Below are 21,520 nucleotides of genomic sequence, written 5' to 3' on the forward strand. Positions count from 1 at the left end.
GGCTTCGCCGCCACGCGGGATGCGGGCTGCAACTCAAAGCGCGGCGGGGCCTGGCCGCGCACAGCACCGGGCATTGTATTCGGCGCGGATGCCGGCTCCGAGCGCTTATCCGGCGCGATGGGGAGGGCTTTCAGGAAGCTTCCGGAGCACCGCATTTGCTACAGATCTGATAGCAGACCCCGTGAACATTACCGGCTTTCGGATCTTTTCCGGACTGCGCCGCATTGCGTGACGGAGCCGGGGTCCACCGCCGCCGGACAATTCCCGCCGCACCACCCGCAAAGCAAGGAGCCTTCATGAGCAAGCGCAACAGCTTGACGACATCCAGCACCACACCGGCGCTTCCCACGCAGCCGGCCGCCCTTCTTGCGGACCTGCGGCAATTGATCGAGCAGGCCCGGCAAGCGGCCGTCGCCTCCGTGAACGCGGGGATGACGCTCATGTACTGGCGCATCGGCCAGCGCATCCGCACCGAAGTGCTGGGAGGCCGGCGTGCCGGCTACGGAGAAGAAATTGTCGCAACGCTGTCACGACAATTGGCGAGCGACTACGGCCGCGGCTTCGAGGAGAAGAACCTCCGGCGCATGGTGCAGTTCGCCGAGGTGTTCCCGTCCGAGCAAATTGTCGTGCCGCTGATGCGACATTTGAGCTGGACGCACTTTCTCGCACTGCTGCCGGTCAAGGACCCGCTCGCGCGCGACTTCTATGCACAGATGTGCCAGCTGGAAGGCTGGAGCGTTCGCACGTTGCGCGAGCGCATCGGCTCGCTGCTCTACGAACGCACCGCGGTCTCGCGCCAGCCCGACGTGCTGATCCGCCAGGAACTCGACGAGCTTCAGCGCCAGAACCCCACCGAGCCGGCGCTGCTGCTGAAGGACCCTTATGTGCTCGACTTCCTGGGCCTGCAGGATCGCCACCTGGAAAAGGATCTCGAGGACGCCATCCTGCGCGAGCTGGAGGGCTTTCTGCTCGAACTCGGGGCGGGCTTCAGCTTTGTCGCCCGGCAACGGCGCATCCAGCTCGACAACGACGATTTCTACATCGACCTGCTCTTCTACAACCGCAAGCTGCGCCGGCTGGTGGCGATCGAGCTGAAGCTGGGCGAGTTCCGCGCCGAGTACAAGGGCCAGATGGAGCTCTACCTGCGCTGGCTCGCCCGCCACGACCAGGAGCCGGGTGACGCACCTCCGCTCGGCATCATTCTTTGCACCGGCAAGAAGCAGGAGCAGATCGAACTGCTCGAGCTGGACAAGTCAGGCATTCACGTGGCGGAATACCTCACCGTCCTGCCGCCCCGCGAGGTGTTCGAACAGAAGATCCACGGCGCCCTGATGGCTGCACGGGCCCGGTTGGACGGCCGGCTCGCGGACAAGACCGACTGAGCCGACCTCCCCTGCATTCCCCGGTCAGGCCGCCGCGCGCGGCGCCTGCTGCGGGTTGCGCCACTTGGTCATCAGCTCGCTCCAGCGGGTACGGGCGGCCGCCAGGTTGCGGTCCTTCACGTGGCCGTAGCCGCGGATCTGCTCGGGCAGGCTCGCGATCTCCAGCGCCAGCGCGTGGTTGTCGGCGCGCAGGGCGCCAATGACTTCCTCGATGGCGGCGCGGTACTCGCCGATCAGCGCGCGCTCGGTCCGGCGTTCCTCGGTGCGGCCGAAGATGTCGAGCCCCGTGCCGCGCAGGCCCTTGAGCTTGGCGAGGAACCTGAAGCCGGTGAGCATCCAGGGGCCGAACTTCTGCTTCTGCAGCTGGCCCTTGGCGTTCTTCTTGGCAACGATCGGCGGCGCCAGGTGGTAGTTGAGCTTGAAGTCCTTGCCCATCTGGCCTTCGAACATGCCTTCGATGCGGCCGAGGAAGGCCGGGTCGCTGTGCAGGCGGGCGACTTCGTACTCGTCCTTGTACGCCATCAGCTTGAAGAGATAGCGTGCCACAGCCTCGGTCAGCGCGGTGCTCTTGCCCACGGCCGACTCGGCCTGGCGCACCTTGCCGACGAAGCGCTTGTATTCCTCGGCGTACGCGGCGTTCTGGTAGCCGGTGAGGAACTCCGCGCGGCGCTCGACGATGCTCTCGACCGACTCGCGCTTCTTGAACTCGATGACCTGGCCCGGGCGAATGCGCTTGTTCAGCTCTTCCGGTCGCACCGCCGCCTGGCGGCCCCACTCGAAGGCCGCCTTGTTGTTCTCGACCGCCACGGCGTTCAGCTCGATGGCGCGCATCAGCGACTCGTGCGCCAGCGGGATCCAGCCCTTCTGCCAGGCGTAGCCCAGGATCATCGGGTTGACGTAGATGGTGTCGCCCATCAGCGTGGTCGCGGCGGCGTCGGCATCGAAGCTGCCCACGCCTTCGGTGCCCACAGCGCGCGCGATCTCAGCGGCGCAGGCTTCTTCCGGATTCTTCCAGTTGGCATTGCGCACGAAGGCGGCCGTCGGCGCGCTGTGGCTGTTGAGCGCCACGTGCGTGCGCCCTTCGCGCATGCGGGCCATGGTCTCGGCGTTCACCGTGACCAGCGGGTCGCAGGCCAGGATCAGGTCGGCCGCCGCCGTGCCCACGCGGGTGGTGCGGATGTCGTCCTGCGTGTCGCCGATGAGCACGTGGCTCCAGGTGGCGCCGCCCTTCTGCGCGAGGCCGGCCGCGTCCTGCGTGACGATGCCCTTGGCCTCGATGTGCGCCGCCATGCCCAGCAGCTGGCCGATGGTGATGACGCCGGTGCCGCCGACGCCCGCCACCACCACGCCCCAGACCCGGCCGCCTTCCAGCGACGGGATCGAAGGTTCGGGCAGCAGGCCGAACTCGGCCGGCGTGGCCGCCTTGTTCTTGCCCTTCTTCTTGAGCTGGCCGCCCTCGACGGTCACGAAGCTCGGGCAGAAGCCCTTCAGGCAGCTCATGTCCTTGTTGCAGCTGCTCTGGTTGATGGTGCGCTTGCGGCCGAACTCGGTCTCCAGCGGCTCCACGCTCAGGCAGTTGCTCTGCACGCTGCAGTCGCCGCAGCCTTCGCAGACCAGCTCGTTGATGACCACGCGCTTGGCCGGGTCGACCGCCGTGCCGCGCTTGCGGCGGCGGCGCTTCTCGGTGGCGCAGGTCTGGTCGTAGATGATGGCCGTAGTGCCGGGGATCTTGCGGAACTCGCGCTGCACGTCGTCGAGCAGGTCGCGGTGCTTCACCTGCACGTGGTCGCCGGGGATGCTCACGCCCTCGTACTTCTCGGGCTCGTCAGTGACGATCACGACCTTCTTCGCGCCTTCGGCATGCAGGCTCTCGGCGATCTGCAGCACCGAGTGGCCTTCGGGGCGCTCGCCCACCGTCTGGCCGCCGGTCATGGCGACCGCGTCGTTGTAGAGGATCTTGTAGGTGATGTTCACGCCCGCCGCGATGCTCTGGCGGATGGCGAGCAGGCCGCTGTGGAAGTAGGTGCCGTCGCCCAGGTTCGCAAAGATGTGCTGGTCGGTGGTGAAGGGCTGCTGGCCCACCCACGGCACGCCCTCGCCGCCCATCTGCGTGAAGCCGATGGTGGAGCGGTCCATCCAGGTCGCCATGAAGTGGCAGCCGATGCCGCCCATCGCGCGCGAGCCCTCGGGCACCACGGTGCTGGTGTTGTGCGGGCAGCCCGAGCAGAACCACGGCTGGCGCGTGGCGTCGGCCACGCCGGTGGAAGCCTGCTGCAGCACCATCGAGCGCTCCTTGGCTTCCAGGATGGCGAGCTGGGCGTCGATGCGCGCGGTCATGTCGGCGCCGGCGGCGGCCAGCAGGCCGGTCTTCTTCAGGCGCGTGGCGATGGCCTTGGCGATGAGCGCCGGGTTCAGGTCGGCGTTGGCGCGCAGCAGCGTGTGCGAGGTCGGGTTGGGCATCGACCATTCGCCGCCCGAATAGCCCTCGGCCGCGTGCACCTCGCCCTCGTCGAACTTGCCGACCACGTTGGGCCGCACGTCGGGGCGCCAGTTGTAGAGCTCTTCCTTGAGCTGGTATTCGATGACCTGGCGCTTCTCTTCCACCACCAGAATTTCTTGCAGGCCGGTGGCGAACTGGCGCGTGAGCTGCGCCTCCAGCGGCCACACCACGCCCACCTTGTGCAGGCGGATGCCGAGCTGGCGGCAGGCCGCGTCGTCCAGGCCCAGGTCGATGAGCGCCTGGCGGGTGTCGTTGTAGGCCTTGCCGCTGGCCATGATGCCGAAGCGGTCGTTCGGGCCCTCTATCACGTTGTGGTTGAGCCGGTTGGCGCGGATGTAGGCCAGCGCGGCGTACCACTTGTAGTGCATGAGCCGGGCTTCCTGCTCCAGCGCGTGGTCGGGCCAGCGGATGTGCAGGCCGCCGGGCGGCATCTCGAAGTCGGTGGGAATGACGATCTCGACGCGCTCGGGGTCGATCATGGCCGTGGCGCTCGACTCGACGATCTCCTGGATCGTCTTCATGCCCGACCACACGCCCGAGAAGCGGCTCATGGCGAAGGCGTGGATGCCCAGGTCGAGGATTTCCTGCACGTTCGCCGGAAAGAAAACCGGCGTGCCGCACGCCTTGAAGATGTGGTCGCTCTGGTGCGCGGCGGTGGAACTCTTGGAGATGTGGTCGTCGCCCGCCACCGCGATCACGCCGCCGTACTCGGTGGTGCCGGCCATGTTGGCGTGCTTGAAGACGTCGGAGCAGCGGTCCACGCCCGGGCCCTTGCCGTACCAGATGCCGAAGACGCCGTCGAACTTGTTGGTGCCCTGCGGGGAGAAGCCCAGCTGCTGGGTGCCCCACAGCGCGGTGGCGGCGAGCTCCTCGTTCACGCCGGGCTGGAAGACGATGTTCTGTTCCTTGAGGAACTTGCTGGCCTTCCACAGCGCCTGGTCGTAGCCGCCAAGCGGGGAGCCGCGGTAGCCGCTGATGAAGCCGGCGGTGTTCTTGCCGGCCTGCTTGTCGCGCAGCCGCTGCAGCATGGGCAGCTTGACCAGGGCCTGCACGCCGCTCATGAATGCGCGGCCGTAGTCGAGGGAGTATTTGTCGTCGAGCGTGACGGTTTCTAGGGCCTTGCGAATGTGCGCGGGTAGCGGTGCATTCATGTCGTCTGTCTCCGTTTGGCAGGGCCTCATGGGCCTGGCTGTTTCTGGGTCTGTGCCCGGGTAGGGCACGAGCCCATGATCACGCAAAGTGTATGCCGGGGTCCGCGACAGGTGTTTGCGTTCTTTGTCGGGAAAAACGCGCTTCCAGAAAGAATCTTGCTTAGGATCGGCCCTTATGGAAAGCATCGACAAGTTCGACCTCGCAATCCTGCAAGAACTGCAGGCCGATGGACGCCTCACCAACGCCGAGCTTGCGCAGCGCGTGGGCCTGTCGGCCGCGCCCTGCTGGCGCCGGGTGCGCGCGCTGGAGGAGGCCGGCTTCATCAAGGGCTATCACGCCGAGATCGACCGCCACAAGATCGGCCTGGGCGTGCTCGCCTTCGTGCGGGTCGACACGGAGCGAGTCACCCACGAGGCCACGCGCAAGCTGGAGGACGCGATCCGCAAGCTGCCCGACGTGATCGCCTGCCACTACATCAGCGGCACCGGCACCTTCGAGCTGCAGGTGGTGGCGCAGGACCTCGACAGCTTCTCGGCCTTCGCGCGCCAGCACCTGATGAACCTGCCCAATGTGAAGGACCTGCACACCAGCTTCTCGCTGGGCGAGGTGAAGGCCAGCAGCGCGCTGCCGCTGGCGCACCTGGTCCAAGGAACCACCCGGTCGCGCGGCACCTAAGACGGATCACCGCCGCTCGGCGCGGCTGGCCTCGCGGATCGCGCGGAATTCCGAGCCCTGCCCCCATTCCGGCCAGCGCCGGCTGTTGGCCAGCATCTCGCCCACGCGGTAGAGCAGCGGCAGGTCGTGCGCCATGCCGGCGAAGGACCAGTCGGCGCGCCATTCGTCGGCCGGCTGGTGGTAGCGCTCGGCGTTGTAGACCTTGCTGGCCGCCTCGCCGGCCGCGAGGCCGCCGTCCACCAGGTCGTTGCCGGAGGCGAACGACAGCGCCGGCACGCCGCGCTTGGCGAAGGAGAAATGGTCGGAGCGGAAGAAGTAGCCGGCCTCGGGATGCGGATCGGGCGCGTAGGCCAGGCCGAAGCCGCGCGCCTGCTCCACCAGCAGGTCCTGCAGCTGCGAGACCGCGCTGCCCGAGGTGCTGAAGTTGCGCGCCGGGCCTTCGGGGCTGAGCGCGTCCATGTTGATCACGGCCACCGTCTTCGCCAGCGGATAGAGCGGCTTCGCGCCATAGAACTCCGAGCCGAGCAGGCCGCGCTCCTCCGCCGTCACCGCAAGGAACACGACCGAGCGCTCGGGCTTGTGGCGCGCGCCCGCGAAGGCGCGGCCCATCTCCACCAGCGCGGCCAGGCCGGTGCCGTTGTCGACGGCGCCGTTGTAGATGCGGTCGCCCTTCGCGTCGGGCGCGCCCACGCCCAGGTGGTCCCAGTGGGCGCTGTAGATCACCGTCTCGTCCGGGCGCTTGCGGCCTTCGACGCGGCCGACCACGTTCTTCGAGACGATCACCTGCCGGTCGATCGCGTACTCGGCCGACAGGCTCGCGTCCTTCAGCAGCTGCGGCTGGAACTCGCGCGTCTGCGCGAGCTTCTTCTGCGCCTCGAAGTCCAGGCCCGCGCGGCGCAGCAGGTCGACCGCCACGTCGCGCTGGATCCAGCCCTCCAGCTTCGGATGCACCGCCGCGGGCTGCTCGCGCTCGATGTCGAGCATGGTCGCGGTGTTGGAGTTCTTCACCGTGGCCCAGCCGTAGGCGGCCGGCGCGGTCTCGTGGACGATCAGCACGCCCAGCGCACCGCGACGCGCGGCCTCCTCGAACTTGTAGGTCCAGCGCCCGTAGTAGGTCATGGCCTTGCCGCCGAAGTCGCCGCTGCCGGTCTCGAAGTCGGGATCGTTCACCAGCACCACGGCGATCTTGCCCTTGAGGTCGACGCCCTTGTAGTCGTCCCACCGCCGCTCGGGCGCGCTCACGCCGTAGCCCACGAAGACCAGCGGCGCCTGCTGGATCGACACCGCGGTGGAGCCGTCGAGCGCCGCGCGCACCGCGATCTGCTCGCCCTGCGCCAGCGCGTCGCGCTGCGCGCCCACCTGCAGCGTGATCTGCGGCGCGCCGCGGAACTCGGTCTTCACCAGCGGCACCGATTGCGTCCAGCCGCGCCGGCCGCCTTCGAGATCGCCGCCGGGCGCGAGGCCGGCGGCCTTGAACTGCGCGACGAGGTAGTCGACCGTCTTCGCTTCCGCCGGCGTGGCGGGGGCGCGGCCCTCGAAGTCGTCGCCGGACACCGTCTTCACGATCTGCGAGAGGCGCTGCGGGTCGAAGACCGGCGCCGGCGGGTCGGCCGCGGCCAGCACGATGGTGGCGGCCGACGCGAGGCCGATGCCACAAAGAAGATGGAAAGCAAGCCGCTGTGTCGTCATGCAAGGCGCTCCTGAGCCAGAAAAGCCCCGGATGCTAGCCAGCGGGCAGCGATCGCCGGCGGATGCCCTTCGCCCCGGCCGGAGAACCTTGGTTGGACTCGTGCGGCGATCCTTGCAACAGGTCCAACGGAAGGCCACCGATAGCGACAGCCTAAAATCCCCGCCCACCACCTTCCTCCCGCCGGACGGCGAACAACAAGGACCCCGCATGAACTCCCTCCGCCGCGCCCTGGCTTTCGGCCTCGCCGCCGCCACGCTCGCTTTTGGCGCCCAGGCCCAGAACCGCGAGCTGATCGTGGCCTCCAGCGCCACCTACGCGCCCTTCGCCTTCGAGAACAAGGACAAGCAGATCGTCGGCTTCGACATCGACATCATCAATGCCATCGCCAAGCAGCAGGGCCTGAAGATCAAGATCGTCAACACGCCCTTCACCGGCATCTTCGGCGCGCTGAACAACGGCGACGTCGACCTCGTGATCTCGGGCGTCACCATCAACGAGAAGCGCAAGCAGAGCTACGACTTCACGCCGCCGTACTTTGCGGCCCGCCAGCTGATCGCGGTGCCGAAGAACAGCAAGGTCGCGTCGCTGAAGGACCTGGCCGGCAAGAAGATCGCCGTGGTCAGCGCCTCCACCGCCGACGACATCGCCTCGCGCGAGTTCGGCAAGACCAGCCCCGACATCCGCCGCTTCGAGAGCACGCCGCTCATCATTTCCGAGCTGGCCGGCGGCGGCGTCGATGCCGCCATGGGCGACAACGGCGTGATCGCCTACCGCGTGGCGCAGAACCCAGAGCTGAAGACCATCGACGACAAGTCCTTCCCCGAAGAGGGCTTCGGCATCGTCGTGAAGAAGGGCGACAAGGCCCTGCTGGACAAGCTCACGGCCGGCCTCGCGGCCATCCGCGCCGACGGCAGCTACGTGACGATCTACAAGAAGTGGTTCAACAAGGACCCGAACGTGCGCTGAGCCGCACGGCATTTCTCCGAACACGGCCGCCTCGAAGCGGCCGTTTCGTTTTCAGTCGATTGATGAGAGTTTGAGGACGCAAGCATGGAACAGCCAGTGCTGCTTTTCGGATGGTTCCGCTGGGACATCCTCGTGGAATACAAGGACCTGTTCTGGCAGGGCGCATGGATGACGCTGCGCATGACGGTGGTCTGCGTGCTGCTGGGCGCGAGCTGGGGCCTGTGCCTCGCGCTCGCGCGGCTGGCGCAGGCTCGCCACGCACCGTGGACCTGGGCCACGCGCTTCCTGCTGCGCTGGCCGGCCACTGTGTACGTGAGCTTCTTCCGGGGTACGCCGCTTTTCGTGCAGATCCTCTTGATCCACTTCGCGGTGATGCCGGTGTTCATCCATCCGACCTCGGGCCTGCTGATCGACGGCGAACTCGCGCGCACGCTCAAGCAGGAGCACGGCGCGCTCATCTCGGGCGTGGTGGCGCTCACCCTCAACTCGGCGGCCTACATCTCCGAAGTGTTCCGCGCGGGCATCCAGTCGATCTCGCGCGGCCAGTTCGACGCCGGCCGCTCGATCGGCTTCACGCCCGCGCAGGTGATGCGCTACGTGGTGCTGCCGCAGGCCTTCCGCCGCATGCTGCCGCCGCTGGGCAACAACGCCATCGCGCTGCTGAAGGACACGTCGCTGGTCTCCGCCATCGGCCTGGCCGAGCTGGCCTACGCCGCGCGCACCGTGGCTGGCGCCTACGCACGCTACTGGGAGCCGTACCTGGCGATCTCGGTGATCTACTGGGTGATGACGCTGATCCTGACGACGCTGCTGCGCCGCCTGGAGCACCGCCTCGCCCGCAGCGACAGAAGCTAGGCACACCCCCAGGCTTCGCGCACTTCGTGTCGCTGCGCCAACCCCCTTGCAGGGGGCAACACCTGAGGCCCGGCAAAGCCGGCTCCTCGGTGTTCGCGCAATGACAGGATCGCCAAGCCTGCAGGCGCCGGGGCCAGAATAGCGCCACATGCCCCCCATATCCACCGAAGAGACACCCATCCCGCCCGCGAGGCCACAGCCGACGAAGTTCGCGGCGCTCGTGCCCCTGAAGATTTCCGTGTTCCGCATGCTGTGGAGCACCTGGCTCGTCGCCAACATCTGCATGTGGATGAACGACGTGGCCGCCGCGTGGATGATGACCACGCTGACCTCCTCGCCGATCTGGGTGGCGCTGGTGCAGTCGGCCTCCACGCTGCCGGTGTTCCTGCTGGGCCTGCCCAGCGGGGCGCTGGCCGACATCCTCGACCGCAGGCGCTGGCTGGTGGCCACGCAGTTCTGGCTGGCCGGCACCGCCATCGTGCTGTGCGCCGCGCTGGCGCTCGACCTCATGACCGCGCCGCTGCTGCTGGCGCTGACCTTCGCCAACGGCATCGGGCTGGCGCTGCGCTGGCCGGTGTTCGCGGCCATCGTTCCCGAGCTGGTGCCGCGCGCGCAGCTGCCGGCCGCACTGGGCCTCAACGGCATCGCGATGAACGCGTCGCGCATCGTGGGCCCGCTCACCGCCGGCATGCTGATCGCGAGCGCGGGCAGCATCTGGGTGTTCGCGCTGAACGCGGTGCTGTCGGTGGCCTCGGGCTTCGTGGTGCTGCGCTGGCGGCGCGAGCACACGCCCAATCCACTGGGCCGCGAGAAGCTGGTGAGCGCGATGCGCGTGGGCGTGCAGTTCGTGCGGCAGTCGCAGCGCATGCGCGCGGTGCTCACGCGCATCTCGATCTTCTTCTTCCACTCGACCGCGCTGCTGGCGCTGCTGCCGCTGCTGGCGCGCAACCTCCAGGGCGGCGGCGCGGGCACCTTCACGCTGCTGCTGGCGGCCATGGGCGCGGGCGCGATCGTCGCGGTGCTGTTCCTGCCGCGGCTGCGCCAGGCAATGGGGCGCGACCAGCTGGTGCTGCGCGGCACGCTGCTGCAGTCGGGCGCCACGGCGGTGATGGCCTTCGCACCCAATGCCTGGGTCGCGGTGCCGGCGATGTTCTTCGGCGGCATGGCGTGGATCACGGTGGCCAACTCGCTGTCGGTGTCGGCCCAGCTCGCGCTGCCCGACTGGGTGCGTGCGCGCGGCATGTCGATGTACCAGATGGCGATCATGGGCGCGAGCGCGATCGGCGCGGCCATCTGGGGGCAGGTGGCCACGCTCAGCTCGCTGGTCGCCAGCCTGAGCGTGGCGGCCGCCAGCGGCACGCTGCTGATGCTCGCGGCGCTGCGCTGGGTGACCGACCTGAGCGGCGAGGACGACACCAGCCCCGCGCAGGCCGGCTGGGCCGTCGGCCCGCCCGCGGAAGCCCCTGAGGAAACCGGCCGCGTGGTGGTCACCGTCGAATACCTGATCGACCCCGCGCGCGCCGCCGCCTTCCACCTGGTCATGCAGCAGACGCGCCGCGCGCGCCTGAGCCAGGGCGCCATCGGCTGGGAGCTGCTGCACGACATCGCTCAGCCCGAGCGCTACGTGGAGCAGATCGTCGACGAGTCGTGGACCGACCACCTGCGCCGCTTCACCCGCGCCACCGCCAGCGACATGGCGCTGCGCGAACGCAGGCTCGCCTTCCACATCGGCGAGTCGGGGCCGGTCGTCACGCGGTACATCGTGCGGCGCTGAGCCGGCATCCGCACGGTCGGTGCTTGCCATTCATTTTTTACCAACTGGTTAACTTTGATGGCACGGCGCTTGCATGGAGAAATTTGCCGGGTATCCACGGATAGCCCGCCTTTTTTGACCGTATGGATAATTTAAGCCACCGCCACACCAGGCGCCACGAGGTACACACGCGATGAATCCGCCTCCCCTGCGCAGCCGCTTCTGGTCCGACCTGACCAGCGAAGAGTTCTCCCGCCTCGACCGCGAACGGCTCATCGCCGTGCTGCCGGTGGGCGCCACCGAGCAGCACGGCCCGCATCTGCCGATGTCGACCGACACCGCCACCATCGACGGCATGGTGCGCGCCACGCTGCCGCACCTGCCCGACGACCTGCCGGTTCTGTTCCTGCCCACCGTGCCCTACGGCAAGAGCAACGAGCACTCGCGCTACCCCGGCACGCTCACCGTGTCGGCGAACACGCTCATTTCGATGTGGAAGGACATCGGCGCCTGCGTCGCGAAGGCCGGCGTGCGCAAGCTGGTGCTCTACAACAGCCACGGCGGCCAGATGAGCGTGATGGACATCGTCGCGCGCGACCTGCGCGAGGAACACGGCATGATGGTCGTGGCCGCCAACTGGTACACGCTGGGCCTGCCCGAAGGCCTGTTCACCGCGCATGAGGGCAAGCACGGCATCCATGCCGGCGACCTCGAAAGCTCGGTGATGCTGCACCTCACGCCCGACTACGTGCGCCGCGACCAGTTCCAGAACTTCAGCTCCATGACCGAGCAGCTGGCCGAGGAGAACAAGTTCCTCTCGATCACGCCCAGCGGCAAGCTCGGCTGGCAGATGCATGACATCAACCCCGCGGGCGCCGCCGGCGACGCCACGCGCGCCACCGCCGAGAAGGGCGCCGCCGTGCTCGACCACGTGGGCCGCCGCTTCGTCGAGCTGCTGCAGGAGGTCGATCGCTTCCCGCTCTCCCGACTCGCCAACCAGCCCGCCTGGAAATGAGCGCCGACGCCACCTCCACCGCAGCCGGCACGCCGCTGGTCGGCCTGCGCAACGTCAGCAAGCGCTTCGCCAACGGCACGCTCGCGCTGCAGGGCATGTCGCTGGACATCGGCGAGCACGACTTCATCAGCTTCCTCGGCCCTTCGGGCTGCGGCAAGAGCACGGCGCTGCGCCTCATTGCGGGGCTCACGCGCATCAGTTCGGGCGACATGCACTGGTCGGGTGCGAGCGCCAATCCGGCCAAGGGCGGCAAGACCGACCGCGACCTGGGCTTCGTGTTCCAGGAACCCACGCTCATGCCCTGGGCCAAGGTGTTCGACAACGTCTGGCTGCCGCTGAAGCTGGCGGGCACCGGCCGCGACGCAGCGGCACCCGTGGTGAAGCAGGCGCTGGAGATGGTCGGCCTTTCGCGCTTCGCCGACGTGTACCCGCGCGAGCTCTCCGGCGGCATGAAGATGCGCGTGTCGATCGCGCGCGCACTCGTCACGCACCCGCGCCTGCTGCTGATGGACGAGCCCTTCGCCGCGCTCGACGAGATGACGCGCATCAAGCTCAACAACGACCTGCTGGCCATCTGGCGCGAGCACCGCTTCTCGGTGGTGTTCGTCACGCACAGCGTGTACGAGTCGGTGTATCTGTCGAACCGCATCGTGGTGATGGCCGCGCGGCCCGGCCGCGTGATCGACGAGATCCGCATCGACGAGCCCTACCCGCGCGGAGAAGACTTCCGCACCTCGACCCGCTACAACGCGCACTGCACCGCGGTGTCGCAATCGCTGCACGGAGCCCTGCATGGCGTCGACATCGATCACTGAGACCAACGCAGCCGCCCCTCTCGCGGATGCCGACGCGGCCCCCTCCGAGGCCTCGCTGCGCGCGCACGAGGACCGGCTGCGCCGGCGCGAGTCGCTGCTGCGCATCGCGGTGCCCGCGGCCATCGTCGCGCTGCTGCTGCTGGCGTGGGAATGGACCGTGCGCGCCAACAACATCCCGCACTACATCCTGCCCGCGCCCTCGCTCGTCATCCGCACGCTGTTCGACAACTGGGATTCGCTCTCGAGTGCGCTGTGGTTCACGGTGAAGCTCACGCTGCTGGCGCTGGCCGCGGCCATCGTGGGCGGCGTGCTGCTGGCCATTGCCTTCGCGCTCTTCAAGTGGGTGGAGATCGGGCTCTTTCCCATTGCCGTGATCCTGCAGGTGACGCCGATCATCGCGATCGCGCCGCTGATCCTGATCTACGTGTCGAGCACCACGGCCGCGCTGCTGCTGTGCGCATGGATCGTGGCCTTCTTCCCGATTTTGTCGAACACCGTCATCGGCCTGAAGAGCGCCGACAGCAACCTGCGCGACCTGTTCCAGCTCTACAAGGCCTCGCCCTGGCAGACCTTCCGCTACCTGCTGGCGCCGAGTGCGCTGCCCTACTTCATGGCGGGCCTGAAGATCGCGGGCGGGCTGAGCCTGATCGGCGCAGTGGTGGCCGAGTTCACGGCCGGCACGGCGGGCAAGGAAACGGGGCTGGCCTCGCGCATCCTCGAATCGAGCTTCCGCACCGAGATCCCGATGATGTTCGCGGCGCTGCTGCTGGTGTCGTTGCTGGGCATCGTGATCTTCATCGTGTTCGCGGCCTTGTCGCGTGTGGTACTAGGCCACTGGCACGAAAGCGAGATGCGCCGTGAAAGGTAATCGGCTCGCCCCCAGGCTGCGCGCACTTCGTGTCGCTTCGCCACCCCCCGACCGGGGGCAACACCTGCGGCCCGGCAAAGCCGGTTCCGCGGTGTTCCCTTGCAGAGACGCCCCTTGGACGGAGCCGCGATGAACGCAACACACGCTTCCCCTGCGAACGTCGACTGGAACGCCGTGCGCGAGGACCTGCGCGGCCTCAACGTGATCACCGCGCCCGGACAGCGCAAGCAGCTGTCGAAGGACTTCTACTGGTACAGCCCCATCCTCACCGAGCAGCTCGCGGGCTGCGTGGCCGACCTGGTGGTGAAGGTCGGCACCGAGGACGACGTGCGCCAGGCCGCGGCCGTGGCTGCGAAGTGGAAGCTGCCGCTCACGGTGCGCGCGGGCGGCACCGGCAACTACGGCCAGTGCGTGCCGCTCGAAGGCGGCATCGTGCTCGACGTGACGCAGATGTGCCGCGTGCTCGACATCCGCGAGGGCAGCATCCGCGTGGAGGCCGGCGCACGCATGCACGACATCGACCTCGCCGCGCGCGAGACCGGGCAGGCGCTGCGCATGTGGCCCTCGACCTGGCACGTGGCCAGCATCGGCGGCTTCATCGCGGGCGGCTTCGGCGGCATCGGCTCGTTCCGCCACGGCATCCTGCGCGACCCCGGCAACCTGCTGCGCGCGCGGGTGATGACGGTGGAGCGCGAGCCGCGCGTCATCGAGCTGCACGGCGACGAGATCCAGCAGGTGCACCACGCCTACGGCACCAACGGCGTGATCCTCGACGTGGAGGTTGCGCTGAGCCCGGCCGTCGACTGGGTGCACTGCACGGTGCTGTTCGACACCTACCGCGGCGCGCTCGACTTCGGCATCGCCGCGCAGGCGCCTTCGCTCGACATCTTCCTGCTGTCGACGGTGGAGGCCCGCTTCTCGCCCTACTACACGGCCATGCGCGACCGCTTCCCGGCCGACCGGCATGCGGTGTTCGCGATGGTCTCGCCCGAGTCGATGGATGACTTCAGCGCGCTCGCCGCGTCGCACGGCGGAACGATCTCGGTGGCGGGCACCGAGGCCGAGTTGCTCGCCGAAGGCCTGCCTCCCGCCTACGAGTGCGCGTTCAACCACACGACGCTGCAGGCGCTGAAGGCCGACCGCGGCTGGACCTATCTTCAGGTGGCCTACGCCCAGCCTTTCGACCCGGCCGTGGTCGAGCGGCACCTCGAGATCTTCGGCGACGACGTGCTGCAGCACCAGGACTTCGCGCGCGCCAACGGCGAGTGCGGCACCTTCGGCATCCTGCTGGTGCGCTGGAAGGGCGAGGCCCATCAGTACGAGCTGATCCGCGAGATCGAGTCGCAGGGCGGCTGCAAGATCTTCAACCCGCACGTCGTGACCATCGAAGACGGCGGCATGAAGACCATCGACACGCAGCAGATCGAGTTCAAGAAGCGCAGCGACCCGATGGGGTTGATGAACCCGGGCAAGACGCGCGGCTGGACCACCGACATGGCTGTCGAGCGCTGAAATGACGACTTGGCGTTTTGTTCATCTTCGGTGGTCTTCTGGGCGCTGCCATCCAGGGCGCGCTCACGCCGACGGGGTACCTTGCTCCGCGAATGTCCCCCGCCCTTCGGGCTCCTCCTTTATTTCGCTGCGCAAGGCACCCCATCGGCGTGCGCGTTGCAAGCCGTGGTCGTTGATCAGCCGCACACCAGCAGCGTGCCCACTGCACAGGGCGTCGGGTACTCCCCGCAGCGAAATAAAGGAGGAGGCCGCAGGCCGGGGGACATTCGCGGAGGGGAGTACCCGGCGGCCTGTGCACACGCCCCGAACAGAAGCAAAAGCGCCTCTCGACTGATATGAAAATCCCGTTTCGCATTCAACCCCAGGAGTCCACTGCCATGCGCGTTCCCGCTCTGACAATCCGTCCGCTTGCCCTCGGCATAGCCCTCGCTGCAGCCGCCTTCGCCGTGCAGGCGCAGGAAAAAGTGGTGTTCGCCACCAACTGGAAGGCGCAGGCCGGCCACGGCGGCTTCTACCAGGCGCTGGTGGACGGCACCTACAAGAAGTACGGCCTCGACGTCGACATCCAGCAAGGCGGCCCGATGGTCAACAACCGGCCGATGCTGCCGGCCGGCAAGGTCGACTTCCTGATGACCGGCAACCTGCTGCAGTCCTTCGACAACGTGAAGAACGGCGTGCCCACCGTGGTGGTGGCCGCCTTCTTCCAGAAGGACCCGCAGGCCATGTTCGCCCACCCGGGCCAGGGCTTCGACACCTTCAAGGACATGGCCAAGGCGCCGGTGGCCTTCATCGGCAAGGACGGCCAGTTCAGCTTCTGGCAGTGGATGAAGTCGGAGCACGGCTTCAAGGACTCGCAGCTCAAGCCCTACACCTTCAACGTGGGCCCGTTCCTGGCCGACAAGAAGTCGATCCAGCAGGGCTATGCCATCTCGGAGCCGCTGTCGATCAAGGCGCAGGCGGGCTTCGACCCGGTGGTGCAGCTGCTGGCCGACAACGGCTTCTCGACCTACTCCACCACCATCGAGACGCGCGCCGACCTGGTGAAGACCAAGCCCGAGACGGTGCGCAAGTTCATCGAGGCATCGATCATCGGCTGGAACAACTACCTCTACGGCGACAACAAGGCCGCCAACGAGATGATCGCCAAGATCAACCCCGACTCGCCCGTGGCCTCCTCTCTGGGCTCCATCGAGCTGATGAAGAAGATGGGCATCGTCGACAGCGGCGAGTCGCTCACCAAGGGCATCGGCGCGATGGACGAGGCCCGCGTGAAGGACTTCTACGACAAGATGGTCAAGGCCGGCCTGTACAAGCCCGGCGAGGTCGACCTGTCGAAGGTGGTCACCACGCAGTTCGTGAACAAGGGCGTCGGCATCGACGTGCGCAAGAAGCTCACGGGCAAGTAAGCAGCAACAAGCAAGCACACCGTTTTTTCCCGCGGCCGCGCGGGGCTTGCGCCGGGGTCAGATGCCGGCGCCTGGGTTGCCATAAGGCACCGTGCGGCCTTTCATCCCCTGGGCTCTGACCCCGTCTCGCCAGCGACGCAAGTCCTGGGCGAACCGGCCCTCAACCATGAAAACGCTCGTCGTCCACTGCCATCCGAATCCTGACAGCTTCAACCACGCGCTCTACCGCACCGCCCTCGAGGCGCTCGAGCCCAGACATCACGTCAAGGCCATCGACTTGTACGCCGAGGGCTTCGACCCCACGCTGACACGCGAGGAGCGCGTCGCCTACCTCGACAACCCCGACCTGATCCGCGAACGTGTGAAACCCCACGTCGAAGCGCTGCTGTGGGCCGAGCACCTGGTGTTCGTTTTCCCCACCTGGTTCTACGGGCCGCCCTCGATGCTCAAGGGCTGGCTCGAAAGGGTCTGGCTGCCCGGCGTGGCCTTCCTGCCGGCGGAACGCAAGGGGCAGCTCGCGCGGTCGGGCATGCGGCACATCCGGAGGCTCACGGTGGTCACCACCGGCGGCGCGCCGCGCTGGTTCGTGATGGTCATCGGCGACCCGGGCAGGCGGCTTTTCACGCGGGCGCTGCGCGCGCTCTTCGCGTGGCGCTGCAAGGTGACGTGGCTGCAGCTGCACGACATGAACGCCGTCACCGCGAGCGACCGCACCCATTTCATCGAACGCGTCTCGCGCAAGCTGGGCAGCATCTAGCAGAAGAACCTTCGATTCCAGAAGGAGACATACGACACCATGAGCCTCGAACGCACGCTCACCGTCCGCGTCGAACGCATCTCGCGCCAGACGCCGGAAATCCTGGCCTTCGAGCTGGCCCACCCGTGGGGCCGGCCGCTGCCCTCCTACGAGGCCGGCGCGCACATCGACGTGCACATGCCCGGTGGCTTCTCGCGCCAGTATTCGCTGGCGCGGGCGCCCTTGGCGACCAACGCGGGGCGCTACGTGATCGGCGTGAAGCGCGAGCTTTCGAGCCGTGGCGGCTCGGCCTCGATGCACGAGCGCGTGCGCGAAGGCGACCTGCTGCCGATCAGCGCGCCGCGCAACACCTTCCCGCTGCGCGAGGAGGCCACGCACCACCTACTGCTGGCCGGCGGCATCGGCATGACGCCGCTGCTGGCGATGGCGCAGGCGCTCGCCGCACGCGGCGCGCAGTTCACGCTGTGCGTGTTCGCGCGCAGCGAGGAGCACCTGGCCTTTGCCGATGCGCTGCGCGCGCCGTCGCTGGCGCCGCACCTGCGGCTGCACCTCGACCAGGGAGATGCATCGCAGCGCATCGACCTGCACTCGCTGCTGGCCGGGCGCGCGCCCGGCACGCACCTGTACGTGTGCGGCCCCGGCGGCTTCATGCAGGCGGTGCGCGAAGCCGCCGCAAAGACGGATTGGCCCGAAGACGCGCTGCACGCCGAATACTTCGCCGCGCCCACCGACGCCGGCGCGACCGCCGGCCTGCCCTTCACGCTGAAGCTCGCGAAGCGCGGCATCACGGTGCCGGTGGCCGCGGACCAGACGGCCGTCGACGCGCTGCACGAGGTCGGCATCGACATTCCGGTGTCGTGCCAGCAGGGCCTGTGCGGCACCTGCGTGGTAGAGGGCGACGGCGAGGGCGCCGAGCACCGCGACTTCTGCCTCACCGGCAGCGAGCGCCGCCACAAGGTGGCGCTGTGCTGCTCGCGCGCCAAGGGGCTGGAACTGGAACTGCAGCTGTGAACGCACGCGCCGCCATCACCGAAGAGAGCGACGGCGAGGCGCCCGCCACGCGCGGACGCTCGCGCAAGTACACGCAGGTGCTGGCCCTCATCAACCAGGCCGCCATCGAGGTGTTCGCGAGCGAGGGGCTGGCCGGCGCCTCGACGCAGGCCATCGCCGACAAGGCCGGGCTCTCGAAGGCGCAGCTGCACTACTACATCGACAGCAAGGAGGCGCTGTACCGGCAGGTGCTGCAGGACATCCTCAACGACTGGATCGTGGTGTTCGGCTTCAGCGACGAGGCCTTCGGCCCGCGCAAGGTGCTGGGCGACCTGATCCGCCGCAAGATGATGTTCTCGTTCGAGCATCCGCTGCGCTCGCGCATCTTCACGGCTGAAATGCTGCGCGGCGCGCCGGTCATCAACGACATGATGGAGACGAGCAAGCAGCGCACCGAACAGGCCGCCGCGGTGATCCAGAACTGGATGAACCAGGACCTGATGGACAAGGCCGATCCGATGCTGGTGCTGTTCCACATCTGGGCCGTGACGCAGTTCTACGCCGACCACGCCACGCAGGCCGCCTACTACCGCGATTCGATCCAGCAGGGTCAGGACAAGGACGGCAAGGACCGGCGCTACCTGATCGAGCAGGTGACCGAATTCCTGCTCAAGGGCGCGGGCGTCAGGTAGACGAGGAAGACGACGAGAAAGCGGTGCGGGGCAAGTACATGGTGGCTTCCACTTCCACCAGCACTTCGTCGCCCGGCAGGAAGCGCGACACCTCCACCACCGTGCTCACCGGCGGCTCGCCCGGATAGAACAGGCCGCGCACGCGGTTGTAGAAGGCGTAGTGCGGCAGGTGGCGGAAGTACTGCACCAGCTTCACCACGTCTTCCATCGTGCCGCCGTGCTCGGCCGCGATCTGCCGGATGCGCTCCAGCACGAACCAGCTCTGCGCGACGATGGGCGCCTCGAACACGTCCACCGACATCTGGCCGGTGGCGTAGCCCACGCTCTGCAGCGCGGTACGTGCTTCTTCAGGGATGGCGTCGTAGCCGGCGACAGCGCGGCGCGTGGCCGGGTCGACGGCGACCACGCCGCTCATGAAGACGAAATCGCCCACGCGCTTGGCGGCCGCGTAGTTGGCCATCGGCTTGCCCATACTCATTGCTCGTTGCTCTCCAGTCGTTGGCCGGCGCGGATGACGGTGCGTTGCCGTCCGCGCGGGCCGATCAGTTCATGTTCCCCGGTGGCCGACAGCACCAGCAGGTCGGCCGGGCAGCCCGGCACGATGCGTCCGTCCCACGCGAGCCCCAGCGCCTTCGCGGGGCTCACGGTGATGGTGTCGAGCCAGTCGTCGGCCGGCGCGAGGTGCGCCGCCTGCACGCCGAGGCCGAAGGTCTCCAGCAGGTCGTAGCTGCCGTAGGGATAGAAGGCGTCCTGCACGTTGTCGGTCGCCAGGCTCGCACGCAAGCCCCGTGCCGCCGCCTCGCGGATGCGCGTGATGCCGCGCTGCACGGGCGTGCGGTCCCAGGCGCCCTGCAGGTAGAGATTGGTGGTCGGTAGCGCGACGAGGTGGATGCCCGCGCCGGCGCACAGCGCAAGCGTTTCGCCCGCTACGGCATCGTCCTGCACCGAGAGCGAGCAGGCGTGGCCGCTGACCACGCCCTGCCTGAAATCGCGCGCACGCACCAATTGGGCGATGCTGCGCAGGCCGGTGGCCTCGACGTCCAGGCCTTCGTCGACGTGGAAGTCGAGCGCCAGTCCGTGCTGCTGCGCGAGGTCGAACACGCGGCCCAGCTTGTGGACGATGCCCTCGTTCCGATAGACGAATGCGCCGAGCACGCCGCCCGCGCGCTTCACCTCGCGCGCGATGCGCTCGCCGGCCGCGATGTCGGCGAACAGATCCAGCGGCGTGAGCGAGACGAACTGCAGCTCGATGCGGCCGCGCCATTCCTCGCGCAGCGCCTCGAACACCGCCAGCGCGGCCGGCGGCTCGGGCTGCACCCAGTCGAGGTGCGTGCGCAGCGCGCGCGTGCCCGACAGCCATGCGTCGTGCAGCGCGCGCTCCATGCGCAGGCGCAGCGATTCGCCGGTCCAGCTCTCGCGGTGGCGGTTCATGCGCTCGATGGCGACGAACAGGTTGCCCTGCGCGGCGCCCACGTCCTGCACGGTGTAGTTCTTGTCGATGTGCGCGTGGGCCTCGACCAGTGCGCTCAGCAGCGTGCCCTTGGCTTGCCGCTTTTGCGCGCTGGGCGTGACGGAGGCGACCTTGTCGCCCTCGATGGTGACGTCGAACAGCTGCGCATCGCCCGCCGCGAAGCCACGCAGCGACGCCGGTATGCGCAGCGCCTCGAGCTTCATGCGTGCCGCTGCCGCCAGTCGCGCAGCCAGCCCAGGCCGGCCGAGGTGCCGCCGGGCTCCGCGCCGCGCTTCGGCCGGTACTCGCAGCCGACCCAGCCCTGCCAGCCGCACTGCGCCGACACCTCGTCGAGCACGTCGAAGAGGTACGGGTAGTTCTGTTCGCCGATGTCGGGTTCGTTGCGATCGGGCACGCCGGCGATCTGGATGTGGCCGACGCGGCCGGTCGGCAGGTACTTGCGGATCTTCATCGCCACGTCGCCCTCGACGATCTGGCAGTGGTAGAGGTCCATCTGCACCTTGAGGTTGGGCGCGCCGACGGTCTCGACGATCTCGTGCGCATGGTCCTGCCGGTTGAGGAAGAAGCCCGGGATGTCGCGCGTGTTGATCGGCTCGATCAGCACGTCGCGGCCCGCCTTGGCGGCCTCGGCGGCGGCCCAGCGCAGGTTGTCGACGTACACCGGCTGCAGCGCCTCGCGCTGCTGTCCCGCGGGCACGAGGCCGGCCATGACGTGGATGCGCGGGCAGTCGAGCGCCACGGCGTAGTCGATGGCCTTGGCGATGCCTTCGCGGAACTCGGCCTCGCGACCCGGCAGGCAGGCCAGGCCGCGCTCGCCGCCGTTCCAGTCGCCCGGTGGTCCGTTGAACAGCACTTGCTGCAGGCCGTTGTGCTTGAGCCGGGCGACGATTTCTTCCTTGGTGAAGTCGTAGGGGAAGAGGTATTCCACGGCCTTGAAGCCGTCCTTCGCAGCGGCGTCGAAGCGGTCGAGGAAGGCGAGCTCCGGATAGAGCATCGAGAGGTTGGCGGCGAATTGGGGCAT

Annotated in this window: 18 protein-coding genes; 13 read left to right on the plus strand and 5 right to left on the minus strand. The window is 68.1% G+C overall.

Annotated features, from left to right (window positions below; genetic code table 11):
* Window positions 1-296 precede the first annotated feature (296 nt).
* Window positions 297-1,382, plus strand: a complete 1,086-nt coding sequence (locus tag FHT32_RS13975) for a YhcG family protein (RefSeq protein ID WP_176665215.1) — start codon at window positions 297-299, stop codon at window positions 1,380-1,382.
* 24 nt (window positions 1,383-1,406) lie between these two features.
* Here FHT32_RS13975 and FHT32_RS13980 read toward each other — a convergent pair whose 3' ends face one another.
* Complete coding sequence (locus tag FHT32_RS13980; protein ID WP_176665216.1) at window positions 1,407-5,033, minus strand: indolepyruvate ferredoxin oxidoreductase family protein; 3,627 nt, start codon at window positions 5,031-5,033, stop codon at window positions 1,407-1,409.
* A 175-nt stretch (window positions 5,034-5,208) separates the two neighbouring features.
* On the opposite strand from FHT32_RS13980, the gene FHT32_RS13985 reads away from it, so the two are divergent.
* The gene (locus FHT32_RS13985) at window positions 5,209-5,709 is read left to right on the plus strand and encodes an Lrp/AsnC family transcriptional regulator (RefSeq protein ID WP_176665217.1); all 501 of its coding nucleotides are present in this window, start codon (window positions 5,209-5,211) and stop codon (window positions 5,707-5,709) included.
* Between the two features lie 6 nt (window positions 5,710-5,715).
* Here FHT32_RS13985 and FHT32_RS13990 read toward each other — a convergent pair whose 3' ends face one another.
* The gene (locus tag FHT32_RS13990; protein WP_176665218.1) at window positions 5,716-7,398 is read right to left on the minus strand and encodes a M28 family metallopeptidase; all 1,683 of its coding nucleotides are present in this window, start codon (window positions 7,396-7,398) and stop codon (window positions 5,716-5,718) included.
* 208 nt (window positions 7,399-7,606) lie between these two features.
* Here FHT32_RS13990 and FHT32_RS13995 point away from each other — a divergent pair, with 208 nt between their 5' ends.
* The 11 genes from FHT32_RS13995 (at window position 7,607) to FHT32_RS14045 (ending at window position 19,028) form a co-directional block, all read left to right on the plus strand.
* On the plus strand, window positions 7,607-8,365 hold the full coding sequence (locus FHT32_RS13995; RefSeq protein ID WP_126183730.1) for a basic amino acid ABC transporter substrate-binding protein: 759 nt from the start codon (window positions 7,607-7,609) through the stop codon (window positions 8,363-8,365).
* An 84-nt stretch (window positions 8,366-8,449) separates the two neighbouring features.
* Entirely contained in the window at window positions 8,450-9,220 is a 771-nt protein-coding gene (locus FHT32_RS14000; RefSeq protein WP_176665219.1) for an amino acid ABC transporter permease, read from the plus strand.
* A gap of 148 nt (window positions 9,221-9,368) precedes the next feature.
* The gene (locus tag FHT32_RS14005; protein ID WP_176665220.1) at window positions 9,369-10,994 is read left to right on the plus strand and encodes an MFS transporter; all 1,626 of its coding nucleotides are present in this window, start codon (window positions 9,369-9,371) and stop codon (window positions 10,992-10,994) included.
* 172 nt (window positions 10,995-11,166) lie between these two features.
* Entirely contained in the window at window positions 11,167-11,988 is an 822-nt protein-coding gene (locus FHT32_RS14010) for a creatininase family protein (protein WP_176665221.1), read from the plus strand.
* Complete coding sequence (locus tag FHT32_RS14015; protein ID WP_176665222.1) at window positions 11,985-12,803, plus strand: ABC transporter ATP-binding protein; 819 nt, start codon at window positions 11,985-11,987, stop codon at window positions 12,801-12,803. Before FHT32_RS14010 ends, FHT32_RS14015 begins: the two co-directional genes overlap by 4 nt.
* Window positions 12,781-13,671, plus strand: coding sequence for an ABC transporter permease (locus FHT32_RS14020; RefSeq protein WP_176665223.1), 891 nt, complete (start codon window positions 12,781-12,783; stop codon window positions 13,669-13,671). The genes FHT32_RS14015 and FHT32_RS14020 overlap by 23 nt, the downstream gene beginning before the upstream one ends.
* Window positions 13,672-13,800: 129 nt before the next feature.
* Window positions 13,801-15,183, plus strand: a complete 1,383-nt coding sequence (locus FHT32_RS14025; RefSeq protein WP_176665224.1) for an FAD-binding oxidoreductase — start codon at window positions 13,801-13,803, stop codon at window positions 15,181-15,183.
* Window positions 15,184-15,560: 377 nt separating this feature from the next.
* Window positions 15,561-16,589 (plus strand): ABC transporter substrate-binding protein, encoded by a 1,029-nt coding sequence (locus FHT32_RS14030; protein ID WP_176665225.1) that lies wholly within the window; start codon window positions 15,561-15,563, stop codon window positions 16,587-16,589.
* 166 nt (window positions 16,590-16,755) lie between these two features.
* Window positions 16,756-17,346, plus strand: a complete 591-nt coding sequence (locus FHT32_RS14035) for an NAD(P)H-dependent oxidoreductase (RefSeq protein WP_176665226.1) — start codon at window positions 16,756-16,758, stop codon at window positions 17,344-17,346.
* Window positions 17,347-17,385: 39 nt separating this feature from the next.
* Entirely contained in the window at window positions 17,386-18,357 is a 972-nt protein-coding gene (locus FHT32_RS14040) for a PDR/VanB family oxidoreductase (protein ID WP_176665227.1), read from the plus strand.
* Window positions 18,354-19,028, plus strand: coding sequence for a TetR family transcriptional regulator C-terminal domain-containing protein (locus FHT32_RS14045; RefSeq protein WP_176665228.1), 675 nt, complete (start codon window positions 18,354-18,356; stop codon window positions 19,026-19,028). The genes FHT32_RS14040 and FHT32_RS14045 overlap by 4 nt, the downstream gene beginning before the upstream one ends.
* Here FHT32_RS14045 and FHT32_RS14050 read toward each other — a convergent pair.
* From FHT32_RS14050 to otnI, 3 genes are read right to left on the minus strand one after another with little or no spacing between them, the layout of a single operon-like run.
* Entirely contained in the window at window positions 19,021-19,506 is a 486-nt protein-coding gene (locus FHT32_RS14050; RefSeq protein WP_176665229.1) for a RidA family protein, read from the minus strand. The genes FHT32_RS14045 and FHT32_RS14050 overlap by 8 nt on opposite strands.
* Complete coding sequence (locus FHT32_RS14055; protein ID WP_176665230.1) at window positions 19,503-20,702, minus strand: amidohydrolase family protein; 1,200 nt, start codon at window positions 20,700-20,702, stop codon at window positions 19,503-19,505. Before FHT32_RS14055 ends, FHT32_RS14050 begins: the two co-directional genes overlap by 4 nt.
* The gene (gene otnI / locus FHT32_RS14060; protein WP_176665231.1) at window positions 20,699-21,520 is read right to left on the minus strand and encodes a 2-oxo-tetronate isomerase; all 822 of its coding nucleotides are present in this window, start codon (window positions 21,518-21,520) and stop codon (window positions 20,699-20,701) included. Before otnI ends, FHT32_RS14055 begins: the two co-directional genes overlap by 4 nt.

Origin of the sequence: Variovorax sp. SG517, from assembly GCF_013376045.1 — a bacterium.
Lineage (GTDB): Bacteria > Pseudomonadota > Gammaproteobacteria > Burkholderiales > Burkholderiaceae_C > Variovorax.